This window comes from Desulfitobacterium chlororespirans DSM 11544 (genome assembly GCF_900143285.1).
Taxonomy (GTDB): Bacteria; Bacillota; Desulfitobacteriia; order Desulfitobacteriales; family Desulfitobacteriaceae; genus Desulfitobacterium; species Desulfitobacterium chlororespirans.
This window is the reverse complement of sequence record NZ_FRDN01000008.1, coordinates 53,990-66,095: the sequence shown is the minus strand read 5'-3', so window position 1 is coordinate 66,095 and position 12,106 is coordinate 53,990. Positions and strand designations below refer to the sequence as shown.

At 49.6% G+C, this 12,106-nt stretch carries 11 protein-coding genes; 2 read left to right on the top strand and 9 right to left on the bottom strand.

The window, feature by feature from the left end; genetic code table 11:
* Positions 1 to 173: 173 nt before the first annotated feature.
* From BUA14_RS12995 to BUA14_RS12970, 6 genes are all read right to left on the bottom strand, one after another.
* Positions 174 to 1,655: a methyl-accepting chemotaxis protein gene (locus BUA14_RS12995; protein WP_072772978.1), complete on the bottom strand. Its 1,482-nt coding sequence runs from the start codon at positions 1,653 to 1,655 to the stop codon at positions 174 to 176.
* 219 nt (positions 1,656 to 1,874) lie between these two features.
* Positions 1,875 to 2,822 carry a DUF1848 domain-containing protein gene (locus tag BUA14_RS12990; protein ID WP_072772977.1) on the bottom strand — a complete coding sequence of 316 codons (948 nt, stop codon included), beginning with the start codon at positions 2,820 to 2,822 and terminating at the stop codon, positions 1,875 to 1,877.
* An 18-nt stretch (positions 2,823 to 2,840) separates the two neighbouring features.
* A complete protein-coding gene (locus BUA14_RS12985; RefSeq protein WP_072772976.1) occupies positions 2,841 to 3,524 on the bottom strand; it encodes a DNA alkylation repair protein in 684 nt (227 codons plus the stop codon).
* Positions 3,525 to 3,693: 169 nt separating this feature from the next.
* Positions 3,694 to 4,671 carry a D-alanyl-D-alanine carboxypeptidase family protein gene (locus BUA14_RS12980; RefSeq protein WP_072772975.1) on the bottom strand — a complete coding sequence of 326 codons (978 nt, stop codon included), beginning with the start codon at positions 4,669 to 4,671 and terminating at the stop codon, positions 3,694 to 3,696.
* Positions 4,672 to 4,762: 91 nt separating this feature from the next.
* Positions 4,763 to 5,344, bottom strand: a complete 582-nt coding sequence (locus BUA14_RS12975; RefSeq protein WP_026184043.1) for a DUF456 domain-containing protein — start codon at positions 5,342 to 5,344, stop codon at positions 4,763 to 4,765.
* Positions 5,331 to 5,657 (bottom strand): PadR family transcriptional regulator, encoded by a 327-nt coding sequence (locus tag BUA14_RS12970; protein ID WP_072772974.1) that lies wholly within the window; start codon positions 5,655 to 5,657, stop codon positions 5,331 to 5,333. Before BUA14_RS12970 ends, BUA14_RS12975 begins: the two co-directional genes overlap by 14 nt.
* Before the next feature lie 217 nt (positions 5,658 to 5,874).
* On the opposite strand from BUA14_RS12970, the gene BUA14_RS12965 reads away from it, so the two are divergent.
* Entirely contained in the window at positions 5,875 to 6,774 is a 900-nt protein-coding gene (locus tag BUA14_RS12965; RefSeq protein ID WP_072772973.1) for an ABC transporter ATP-binding protein, read from the top strand.
* Complete coding sequence (locus BUA14_RS12960) at positions 6,771 to 7,577, top strand: ABC transporter permease subunit (protein WP_072772972.1); 807 nt, start codon at positions 6,771 to 6,773, stop codon at positions 7,575 to 7,577. The genes BUA14_RS12965 and BUA14_RS12960 overlap by 4 nt, the downstream gene beginning before the upstream one ends.
* On the opposite strand, the gene BUA14_RS12955 is transcribed toward BUA14_RS12960, so the two are convergent.
* From BUA14_RS12955 to BUA14_RS12945, 3 genes are read right to left on the bottom strand one after another with little or no spacing between them, the layout of a single operon-like run.
* Positions 7,544 to 9,406 carry an ABC transporter ATP-binding protein gene (locus tag BUA14_RS12955; RefSeq protein ID WP_072772971.1) on the bottom strand — a complete coding sequence of 621 codons (1,863 nt, stop codon included), beginning with the start codon at positions 9,404 to 9,406 and terminating at the stop codon, positions 7,544 to 7,546. The genes BUA14_RS12960 and BUA14_RS12955 overlap by 34 nt on opposite strands.
* 3 nt (positions 9,407 to 9,409) lie before the next feature.
* Positions 9,410 to 11,128 (bottom strand): ABC transporter ATP-binding protein, encoded by a 1,719-nt coding sequence (locus BUA14_RS12950; protein WP_072772970.1) that lies wholly within the window; start codon positions 11,126 to 11,128, stop codon positions 9,410 to 9,412.
* The gene (locus BUA14_RS12945) at positions 11,125 to 12,060 is read right to left on the bottom strand and encodes a DMT family transporter (protein WP_072772969.1); all 936 of its coding nucleotides are present in this window, start codon (positions 12,058 to 12,060) and stop codon (positions 11,125 to 11,127) included. Before BUA14_RS12945 ends, BUA14_RS12950 begins: the two co-directional genes overlap by 4 nt.
* Positions 12,061 to 12,106: the final 46 nt, after the last annotated feature.

Sequence of the window (12,106 nt, the reverse complement as noted above, 5' to 3'; positions counted from 1 at the left end):
CTAACAGACTCACTTTTGTTTACTTTTCAAAATTTTTCTACCCAATAACCAAAGCCAAACCTACTACAATATCCATATTTAGACAATTTACCTCATATTTCGCGGTGCGAACCCCCCGGTATTTTCATGTTCACTACAGGTTCGCACCGGATGAGCAGCAAGAGGGTTGGGTTTCAGCTCGCCTTACTGGTTCTCAGGATCTCCACACCTTGAGCGGCGCTGCCTTCGATGATATGAGTGACTTCGTCCAATTTAGCAAAAATATTCTGGGAAAGTTCCTTTGTATGTAAAAATAACTCTCTGGCTAATTCCGGCTGCTTTTCTTTGACAGCCTCGATGACCTTACTGCCGCTGGTATGAAATTCGTCGTGGACCTGGTCGATAGCCTGCCAGGCATCTTCCAAAACCGTTCCGGAAACATCCATGGAGTGATAGAAATGACCAAAGGCGCATTTCTTCGAGTTGGTTTGCAAAGGATAGGTTGTCATTTCTTCCACGATTCTGTTCAGGTTTTTAATCCAGTTGGCATGAGCCGCCTTGGCCTTGCTGATATTCTCCAGGAGTTCCTGATTGGATACAGCATTTTTGCCGCCGTTCAGGGCGGTGATCATTTCTCTGACCAGGCCGCTGAGTTCGTCATCGATCCTGGCTATCTCTTTGGCGTTGTCGGCGCTTTGGGTCGCATCATCCTGAATCCTCTGGGTCATCAGGTTGAGCTTTTCGGCATCCTGGGTGGATGCCTCCATGGCCTGATTGATCTGACTGGCGGATTCCTTGATATGCCCCAGGGACTCGGTAATAAGATCAACATCACTGATCGTGTTCTTTAACATGGATACATTTTCAATGATGGTTTGAGATATCATATCCAATTTGGTGTGCATTTTAGCCGTGGAGTTCATGGTGTTTTCCATGCTGGACTGCCCGCTTACCGCCGCCTGTTGGATGTTATTGACAAAGGAGCGCATGTTCCCCAGGCTGGTTTTGGTGCTGTCCGCCAGCTTTCTCACTTCATCGGCTACCACAGCAAAGCCTTTTCCCGCTTCCCCGGCCCGGGCTGCCTCGATGGCTGCATTCAAGGCCAGCAGATTGGTCTGATTGGCGATATTCTCCACACCGTCCACAATCTCATTTACCTTGACCGCCATCTCCACCAGCACCTTGATCTGTTCGCTCATCAAGGCCGCATCTTTGGTAACATCATTTTTCAGCACATCGATTTCCTCAATCCGGGCGATGCTCTCGTCGTTTTTGAGGACAAGTGCCCGGGAGGATTCCTGAAGGCTGTTCATCACTTCGGAAGTATTGCTGATAGTGTCATTCACTTCACTCATACTGGCACTGATCTCTTCCACAATCGCCAGATTGGATTCGCTGATGGTTGACATCTCTCTGGCGAATTCAATCAATTTATGGGAAGAATGGGTCATCTCCACGTCAAAATTGCTTAAGGCCGAGGTAAGGCCAATCATTTTCTTGGAGCTTTTGGACATATGCTCTTCGCTGTCCAAGAGTTTCTCGAAAATCTTCACAAGATTTTGGTGAATGGGATACTGCACATCCGGAAGCTCAACTTCCAGCCCATTTAAGCGGTCTTCAACACTCTTAATAACACACAATGCTTCTTCACAAGGTGCTTTCTTAAAAAAATTCACTTGCGAACTCCCCTCCTTCAAATAATCCTTGCAACTTCTGAGTTAACTACGTCGATATTCACTTGATTAACCTTACATTCCAGGTTAAACAAAACAAATCAAAGCAAGGCTTGGACCCCTTACCATCATTCTATATCTATTGTTATTATGGACTGATGAAGGAATAATTTCAAATGGTATCCACACCGAAAATAAAATTTTACATCCTGCATACTTTCTTTAAAACAAAGTTAACTGGGCATCTTTCCTGGAGCACATTTTCCGTTCCGTAATGATGGCGTTCTGAGGAAGATCGCCAATCAAAACCGGTGACTTGGGATCATGGCAGGCCATATTGCTGCGAACAGTTTTAGATGAAGATGTCCCGTAACAGTAAAGGCAGCCATGGGGGCAGCTGTCATAAGTGCCGATCTCCACACTTTCCACACATCCGCAGGAGGGCCGCTGATTAGGGTCCTTTTTGACCTGGATTTTACACTTAAGGATCTTTTCAATCATACCTTGATCGATGCATGAGGCATGCTTAATTCCATATTGGCTCAACTCCACAGGCTCGCAGCAGGTAAAGAGGTCCAGCTGATGCTTCCGGGCAATGGCGGAAAAGCCCTCGGCAATTCGGCCCATGGCTGTTTCATCCGCTTCCTTTGCTTCCTGAGCTAAGGCCAGACTCATGGCTCTGCCCACTTTAGGGTACACATCCAAAAAGCTGAAAATGCAGCGGTGGGTGTAACCTGCCAGGGCTGCCGCCATGCGTCCAAATTCCCTCAAGTGATACTCAAGGTCCAGCTCCGGGGTCAGAATCACAGGATCATACCGCCATACCACCCGTTCCGGTCCCAGCATAGCACTCAGCTTCTGAAAGATGTTCAGCAGAGTTTCCTTAGGCGGCAGATTCTGCTCCAGGTCACGATCATAAGGGGTCAGGGTGAACTGAAAATAAAAAGGGTAGCCCAGAGCGGCGATCTCAGCCAACCTGGGAAGCATGGGGGATGGATTCTTGGTCCAGAAAACGAGACAATCCACGACCTGGGGGTTTAGCTCCACACGACTGTAACGGAAAGGATTCCTGGGATTGGGCACCAGAACACACCCTTCCTGCAGGCGGTTGAGCAGCCATTGGGAATAAAAGGCGGGGATATCCGTACGGCGGCTAGCACTGACGATCACTGGGTTTCCTCCTTCGAATTATTTGCGCTTCATCAGGCGAATCTGCTTTTTGGTTTCCTGATCCACCCGGTAGGATTCCGTGATCTTTTGCAGGGCTTTGTTATAGGTGAAGTCATCCAGATGATTATGCTGCAGATAAGGCAGGGTCTCTTCCGGCAGCTTGATATAGCAGATGGAAATGGCCCAGGCCACCGCCATTTTCACGTAATATCCTTCGTGCCGGATGCCGTCCAATCCTTCCAGCACGGCTGTGATATATTCTGGGTCAATATAATAGGCGAGCAGCATGACCACCCCAAAGCGGATGGCAAATTCCTGTTCCGAGCGCAGATAGGGCTGAAGAAAATCCCAAACCAGTTCCTTGTTTTCCTTCGTAAAATTCAGCCCATTGCAGAAGCTGTCACACACCGACCAATTATCGATCTTCGGCACAAATCCCTGAATATAAGCAAGCCTTTCTGGGACCGAACATTGAGCACAACCGATGACCATGCCCTGGAGCATGATTTCCTCAAAGGAATCCTCCCGGGCCGTCTTTAAGTATTCCTGCCAGTCCCTCTTGGTGATCTGCTTGGCCATTTTGCGCAAAAGAGGCAGGCGGACCCCTAAAATATTGCCGATATTCGGAAGCAGGCCCGAAGAAAACACCTGGTATTTTTCTTCCGCCAGTTCCTGCAATTGATTCTTGATTTCTGTTTGCATCGGACCACTCCTTTACTGAGGTGAATTTTGTTTTTCACTTTATTATGCCATACTTCCCCTCTCATCTCTAACTATAACCGGCCTTTTTAAAGCTGTCTTCCGATCTGGCATCATTTAATTTTTCCAGGGAGCCGGATCGGGAACCGTCTACCTGAAAAAGCGCAGAATTCTATTCCTTGCCCAGGCTGTTGTACACTGCCAGGGCATCGGTAATATTGTACTGCTCGGAATCATGATTCCCTTTGGCCCCGGCTGTGACCAGAATGTATTGCCCCTTACCCACTTGAGCGAAACTGGCGAGGCATAAACCCGCTTCATCGGTATATCCGGTCTTTCCCCCTAAAATTTCCCCTCCGGCAATCTTTGGGCTGCTCAGTGCTGAGAACATGGTGCTGTAAAAAGTTATGCCGCCGGGATGCTTATTGGTAGGCGGAGTGGAATAACGGGATGCAGTGAAAACTTCCCGGAACAGATCATTTTGCAGGGCATAACTGAGCAGAACCGCCAGATCCTTGACAGTTGTATAATGGTTTTCAGCATGAAGACCGGTGGCATTTTCAAAATGGGTATGATTCATGCCCAGAGCTGCCGCCTTTTGATTCATCAGGAGAGCGAATTTCCTCTCTGAACCGGCAATTCTCTCCGCAAGCCCGACACAGCTTTCCGCACCGCTGGGCAGCATAACACCGTATAACAGATCCATGGCGCTGACCTGCTCCTCCGGCTGAAAGCCTGTCATGCTGGCATTGGCTTGGTACAATCCCTGAAAGGTTGCTTGGGAAAGTTGAATTTTCTCCTGGAGATCAGGCAGATTTTCTATAGCCAGAATGGCTGTCATGATTTTGGTCAAAGAAGCCGGATAGATTTTTTCTTCACTGCCCTTTTCCATAAGAATCTTTTGATCCTTTAAGCGGACCAGAATAGCCTGAGAACTGTTCAGCCTGCCGACAGATACCGAAACAGCGGATTGAGTCTCCGGCTTCAACTGGGAAACTGCCCCTGTTCTATCCCCGGAGATTTTCTCTGCTGACTGCTGAGGTTCAGGGAGGTACTTATATCCCAAGACGGCTATAACAACCAGGAGCAGAAGTAACAACAGCATGGGGGGTTTTGATTTTCGCTTTTTTCTCCTTGGTCTTTGGGCCATAAAAACAACTCCTTATTTTGTGCTGATATTATTCAAGCACAGAACAAGGAGCCATATAGGAATTCCAGCTTATGAACTTCTTAAGATTTCCTTATGATGGAAGCTTTTTCTTTAAAGCGATGATGGCGTGGCTGATCAGCCCCAAGCCGATGCCGACGGTTATGCCCACGGCAGCTCCAATCAGGGTATCAATCCAACCGCCGGCCATGAACATTTCCCGCCCGCCGCTGCCGATAAACCCGGTCAGGGCGCCGATAGCAATGCCAAAGAACAGGAAGCCTGCGTAAAACAAACCCACGGCTTCATAATCGGCAGGATTCATATTGGCATAGTATTCGGCAAACCGCTCCTGCAAATCGCTTGACTTAGCTGTTTCACTGCGGAATCTGAGCTCCTCTTTGGCCTGCTTAAACGCATCCTGCTCGGAGTATCCTTCGGCAATCAAATCATTCATGTAATCGCTCATATAAAGAATCATATCGTTTTGCGCTTCCAGAGCTGTCGCCGAGCGGTTCTTCAGCTTGGCCAGCTTGGCTGTGACCTTGCTTTTCGTTTCACCGGTTTTGCGGCGCAGCTTCTCCAGATAAGTCATCTCCGCTTCTTCCAGGTAGTGCTGGGATTGCTCTTCGGCAAACCGGCGGATTTTTTCCCTGATCTCTTTACTGAAGCTCATTACTCTTGCCCCCATTATTTCTTAAAATATGAATACGCTCACTCAAGAAATCCCATCTTGCCCAATAGGCTGCCAGTTCTTCAATCCCCCGCTCGTTGAGCGTATAAAACTTTCGGGGGGGACCCATTTCCGAGGGCCTCCTGGTGATGTGAACCAGCTTGTTTTTCTCCAGCCGTAAGAGCAGCGCATACACGGTTGCCTCCGCAAGGTCTTTAAAACCCATGGCATGCAGTTGTTTGGCAATCTCATACCCGTATATTTCACCGCGGCTGATAATCTCCAGCACGATCCCATCCAAAACGCCTTTGAGCATCTCGCTTAGGTTATCCAGAATACTACCTCCCTGATCTTCAACAACATGGGTAATCTATAATGTTGACTACCGCTATATAATATCATAGAGTAGTAAGCTTGGCAAGTGTCCTCTTTTCTGCCTCGGTCCAAACAACCGGCCGAACATGACCCATCACGAATTAACTGTAAACAGCATAGTTTATGGAAGAAAAAGGTTTTTAAAGAGGTGGCCAGCCTTGCTTGAAGTCAGTGAACTCACGAAATCCTACCATGAAGTAAGAGGGGTTAAGAACCTTTCCTTTCAGGTGGAGTCAGGGACAGCTTTGGGATTTTTAGGACCGAACGGAGCCGGCAAAACCACCACAATCCGCCTGCTTATGGGGTTTATGAAACCCGACCTGGGCAGCGCCAGAATTTGGGGGCTGGATTGCTGGCGGGATCGGGCGGAATTAAAGCAAATCACCGGTTATCTGCCTGGAGAATTGCATTTTATGGAACAGTTTACCGGCCAGGAATTTCTGGATCTTATCGAAGGCATGCATGGAACACAGCAAACGATCAGAAAAAGACAAAAAGACCTGCTCCGCGCTCTCGATCTTGATCCGAAGCAGAGGATTCGCAAAATGTCCAAGGGCATGAAGCAAAAGTTGGGCATCATTGCCGCCTTAATGCTGGACGCTCCCGTTCTTATCTTGGATGAACCCAGCTCAGGGCTTGATCCTCTTATGCAGAAAACCTTTATCGAATTGATTCTTGAGGAAAAGAAACGGGAAAAAACCATTTTTATGTCTTCCCACCATTTCGCCGAGATCGAAAGAACCTGTGAGCGGGTGGGGATGATTCGGGATGGCGAGCTGCTGGCCATTCAGGATATAACCCTGCTCAAGCAGAAGGAGCGCCAAACCTTTGACATTGAGGTAAGCGGAGAAGAGGATGCCGAATTGCTCCGGCAAAGCGGCCTCACCCTTTACCCCTTGGATCATCTTAAATTTACTATCCAAGTCACCGGTGAACAGGAATTACTATGGAAAACCCTGGCCCAAATCCGGGTCAGGCGTTTTCAACAAGGCTCCCTGGAGCTGGAAGAAGCGTTTATGCACTATTACCACTCAAGCTTAAGGGGGGATAACACTTGAATCGGGCCTTATTTCGAGCCATGATGAAGCAAAACCGTAAAAAAGTTGCCAAACTCGCTGCCGGCATCGTCCTCTATGAAACCCTCTTAACCTGGGTCTACCCTGTGATTGCAGAGAATTCGGCCGTGACGCAGCTCACCGACTCCATACCCTCAGCTGTAAAAACCGTATTCGGAGTCGCCGAAGAGGCACGTGTGGATACCTTTGAAGCCTTTATCTCCGCCCAATTCCTGGCGCGGATTTGGGCCATGCTGATGTCTTTATACAATGTGGAAACAGCCAATGAACTGCTGGCCAAATTGGCCGATGACGGCTCTCTGGCCCTGCTCCTCTCCACTCCGGTTCCCCGGGGTGACTATCTGTTCACTCAGGCTCTGGTGCTTTTCAGCGGGAATGCCCTGCTGGTTTTGGCCACCCTGCTGGGACTGTGCTGTGGAGCCTACCGCTTTGGCATTACTATCGACAGCTGGCGCTATTGTCGTTTTGGGCTGCTCAGCCTGGCCTTTTATTCATTGATTGGCGCTTACAGCCTGTTTTTTTCCGCCCTGACCGCCCAGGAAGATCTGGCTCTCACTCTGGCGGCGGGAGCAACCTTAACCTTTTACGCCTTGGATGTGGCCGGAGGACTCAGTGAGCAGCATTCCTGGATTCGCAGGCTGTCTCTCTTTCAGTGTTACCAGCCCCAGGAGGTGCTTGAAGGGACTTCCGATCCGGCCAGGAAGATCATCGGGCTGACGGCCGGCTCTGTAATTCTTCTGCAGTTAGGGATCTATGCTTTTAATGAAAAGGATTTAGCCATTTGACTGCCCAGCTGACTCATGACCATTTCATAATATCGGCCTTGCTTTGCCATCAGACTCTGGTGGTTGCCGGATTCCAGGATCTGCCCCTCCCCGATCACCATGATGCGGTCCGCATCCCGGATCGTGGAAAGACGGTGGGCAATCAGAAAGCTGGTCCGGTTCTGCATCAGGCTGACCAGAGCTTTCTGGATATCTTTTTCCGTCTTGGTATCCACACTGCTGGTGGCTTCATCCAGGATCAGAATCGGGCTGTCGCAGAGCAGCGCCCGGGCGATGGAGATCAGCTGCTTTTGCCCCTGGCTCAGAGTATCATTGGCTGCGGAGACCCGGGTCCCATAACCTTGGGGAAGCTTAGCGATAAAGCCGTGGGCATGGGCGATTTGCGCCGCCCTGATCACCTCTTCCTCGGTGGCATCCTCTCTCCCGTAACGGATATTGTCCATGAGTGTGCCGCTGAAAAGGCTGGTATCCTGCAGTACAACCGAGAAGCAGCGGCGCAGGCTGGCCCGTTTGATCCGGGTAACCGGCACCCCGTCAATCCTGATCTCCCCGCTGTCCGCATCATAAAAGCGGGTTAAAAGATTGACGATGGTTGTTTTCCCGGCACCGGTTTCTCCCACCAAAGCAACGACCTCCCCCGGATTGACCTGAAAACTCACCTCTTTAAGAATCGGCTGGGTCTTATCATAAGAGAAGCTGACCTCGTCAAAGGCAACGGCACCGGCGGGATGTTCCATTTCCAGGGCATTCTCCTCATCTGCCCTTTCTTCCTCATAATCCAGAATTTCAAAAACCCTCTCCGCACCGGCCAAAGCCGATTGGATGGTATTAAACATACCGGCTACAGAATTAAGCGGGTGGGCAAATTGTTTGGAATAGGTTAAAAAGCTGACCACCGTTCCTACCGCCAGCCCCTGACTTAAGGTCAGGATTCCCCCGCAGATGGCCACAGCTGCAAAGACCAGATTATTGATCACATTCATCAAAGGCATTAAAGAGCCGGACCAAACCTGAGCTTTGTAGCTGCTTTCACGCAAGCCCTGGTTGATTTCCTGGAATTGCCGGAGCACCTCCTCCTGCCTGTTGAAGGCTTTCACCATTTTCAGGCCCAGGATATTTTCTTCGATAACTCCATTCAGGGCCCCGAGGCTTCTTTGCTGAGCCAAAAAATAAGCCCGGCTGCGGGTGGCAATGGTTTTGGTCAATAAGAAAACCAAAGGCACACAGAGCAGCACCACCAAGGTCAGGGGCACACTCAGACTGAGCATGACCGCCAGGGAACCGGCAAGGGTCAGGATGCTGGCGATGAGCTGGGTGGTGGTCTGGGCGATGGTGGAGCTGATATTATCCATATCATTGGTGATCCGGCTCATGGTATCCCCATGGGAGCGGGTATCATAAAAACCCAGAGGAAGTTTTTGCATTTTGGCAAAAAACTCCTGCCGCAGAGTATAGACCAGCTTCTGGGAGATCCGCAGCGTTATGGTCCCATTGAGCAGATTGAGCAGCAGATTGCCCAGATACAGGCTCAAAATAATCAGCAGCAGGGAAACCAGCCTGGCCGTATCCACACTCCGGTGGTCAATATGAAAAGTATTGAAGGTTTGACCCACATAATAGGGAATCGCCACCGCTACCAGAGAGGAAACCGCTGTGAGAAAAATCGCGGCGAAAATGCTCTTGGCCCAGCGCAGATAGATTTTGACAATCCGCCTCAGGGTCCCTTTGGTATTCTTGGGTTTGGCAGCCGGAACAAAACGGTTGCCGGCTCCCGGCCGATTGACAAGTGCGGGGGCTTTGGGTTGCTGAGTGCGAAATCCTCCTGCCATACCTTAAGCCTCCCTGCTGCTTTCCAGCTGAGTATGGTAAATATCCCGGTAAATAGTACAGTTCCTCATCAATTCCTCATGAGACCCCAAGCCCGCTTGCCGGCCATTCTCCATGACCAGAATCTGATCCGCAGACATGGCTGTTCCGCAGCGCTGGGTAATGATCAGGACAGTTTGCCGGTAGTCATTATGCTTAAGGTTTTCCCTTACCTTAGCTTCGGTCACCGCATCCAGGGCACTGGTGGCATCGTCCAGGATCAGGACCGGGGCTTTTTTCAAGATCGCCCGGGCCAGGGAAAGACGCTGTTTCTGGCCTCCGGACAGATTGACCCCTTCACTACCCAGGAGGCTGTCGTATCCGTCCGCCATCTGCCCGATAAAGTCGGCCTGGGCCTTTTCCGCCGCCTGCCTGAGCTCTTCCGGGGAGGCCTGCTTATCCCCCCAGCGGAGGTTTTCCGCTACCGTTCCGGAAAACAGCATAGGCTTCTGGGGAACTATAGCTATATTATGGCGGATTTCGTCAGCGCCCAGCTCTTGGATCGGGTAATCGTCCAGCATGATCCTACCCCTGTCCGCATCATAAAAGCGCAGCAGCAGCCAGGCAATGGTTGATTTGCCGCTGCCGGTGGGGCCGATAACGGCCAGGCTCCCGCCGGGATTGACGGTGAAGGAAAGTTCCCGGATGGCCGGGACTCCGCTGCCGTTAGGATAAGCAAAGGTAACCTTGTCAAAGGTGATCTTCCCCTGCAGCTTTCTCCCTGCCCCGCTGGGGGCAAAATCTTCGGTACAGTCCAGCACCTCCCCGATCCGCTCCATTGAAGCCTTGGTCCGCACGAACGTGGTAAAAACAGTGGTGATCATAATCAGAGAGGTCAGAATCTGGGCCATATAAATGGTAAAGGCCATCATATCACCAAGATCAGCCAAATCCAGCATAAACAAGCGGCTGCCCAAATAGATCACCGCGGCAGTTCCGGTCCCGACCACCAGCGTCAAAAAGGGAGAGATCACGGTAATCACCATCTGGGAGGAGATCCCCTTCTGCATGAGCTCCCGGTTGGCTTCAGCAAATTTTTCCCTCTCTTGATCATAGGTCCCGAAGGCTTTCACCAGCCGGATCCCGATCAAATATTCCTGGACCTTCAGATTGACCCGGTCCACAGCCTTTTGCAATTGATAAAAGCGGGGATAGCTGAACTTCATGCTGGAATAAATCAATAAGGAAACCACAGCTACTACCCCATAGATAATAAGGCTGAGCCGGAAATTCAGCCAGCTGGCCAGGATCACACTGCCGATACCGGTAAGGGGGGCCTTCAGGAAAATACGCATCATCCCATTGATGAACTGAATGATTTGGGAAGTATCATTGGTCATTCTGGTGATCAGGGACCCGCCGTCGATCTTATCTCCGCTCTGCTCGGCAAAGGAGATGATTTTCCCAAATAAATCTGCCCGCAAATCCCCGCCCATCCTTTGCGAAACATAGCTGGACAGATTGCTTCTGGTTACAGCAAAACAGGCCCCCAGCAGTGTTACAGCCAGCATCAAGGCCCCCCAGTAATAGACCTCGGCCAGGGAGCCCTTTTCGATTCCACGGTTGATAATGCGGGCCATCAGGGTAGGCCCCAGCAAATCACAGACTGCTTCCAGAGTCACACAGAAGACCGCAATCAAAAAGGGGATTTTATATTTTCCTAAATATTTATAGTAAAGCGTCATTCTTCAACATCCTTAGCTTTTTCCTTTGCTTTGCTCCTTGCCCCCATCAAATTTGTCCCCACAACACCGGTGATAATCATTATGCCGCCAATGACATGATAGAAATGAAAGGCTTCCTGTAAAAATAAAATGCCTGCGAGGATGGTGATAAGGGTGGCAACATTGCTGAATACACTCATTTTATCAGCTTCTATCTTGGATAAAACAAAGTTGGCTAGAAAGGAGGTTATCAGGGAGGACAATATTCCCAAATACAAAATAGCTGCTACAAATTGCCAGTGGAGAAAGGGTTGAAAAAACTCACCCACTGTTCCTGCGAGCACACGACTGCCAATCGCCAAACTATTAAAGGCGATAAAACCAAACAAGGTCATGATATAAGTCAGGGTCAATAAGGAATAGCGTTGGGTAAGCTTGCGTGCCAAAACATTATACAAAGCATTCGTAAAAGCGGAAAGAATAATAAGGACACTTCCTACTATATTTGCTGTTTCCGATTCTGCTCCACTCATGGTAAGCAAATAAATAACACCGGATACTGATAAAAATACCGAAATCAGCTGTCCCCGGCCAGCCTTTTCTTTCAAAATGAAGACAGCTAACAGCAAAGTAAAAATAGGAACGGTGGATTGGATGATTCCGGCTTCTGAAGAGGTGGTTCGGGCCAAGCCAAAAATTTGGAAGCCGAAAAACAAAATAGGATACAAGGTCGCCAAAGGCGCAATTTGGGCAACATCATGCCAACCTATGTTCACCTTGTGTTTAGTAAAAAGGATAAAAAATGTTGCTGCCAAAAAGGCAACGGTAAAGCGATGGGCTAAAGTATCTAAAGGTGTCGCTACTGCCAAAGTCAATTTAACAAACATAAAGGATAGTCCGATAATGAAGGCATAGACTATCGCCGCCAGATAAGCCGTTCTTTTTTCAGCCATGGTGATAACTCTTCCTTTCCGCTGTGCTATGCTGCAACCCCGCGCC

What these genes read in the sequence shown, in the direction of transcription:
- BUA14_RS12950 (WP_072772970.1), bottom strand. Translation starts at nt 11,128, where the DNA reads ATGACGCTTTACTATAAATATTTAGGAAAATATAAAATCCCCTTTTTG.
- BUA14_RS12985 (WP_072772976.1), bottom strand. Translation starts at nt 3,524, where the DNA reads ATGCAAACAGAAATCAAGAATCAATTGCAGGAACTGGCGGAAGAAAAA.
- BUA14_RS12975 (WP_026184043.1), bottom strand. Translation starts at nt 5,344, where the DNA reads ATGAGCTTCAGTAAAGAGATCAGGGAAAAAATCCGCCGGTTTGCCGAA.
- BUA14_RS12970 (WP_072772974.1), bottom strand. Translation starts at nt 5,657, where the DNA reads ATGCTCAAAGGCGTTTTGGATGGGATCGTGCTGGAGATTATCAGCCGC.
- BUA14_RS12980 (WP_072772975.1), bottom strand. Translation starts at nt 4,671, where the DNA reads ATGGCCCAAAGACCAAGGAGAAAAAAGCGAAAATCAAAACCCCCCATG.
- BUA14_RS12955 (WP_072772971.1), bottom strand. Translation starts at nt 9,406, where the DNA reads ATGGCAGGAGGATTTCGCACTCAGCAACCCAAAGCCCCCGCACTTGTC.
- BUA14_RS12945 (WP_072772969.1), bottom strand. Translation starts at nt 12,060, where the DNA reads ATGGCTGAAAAAAGAACGGCTTATCTGGCGGCGATAGTCTATGCCTTC.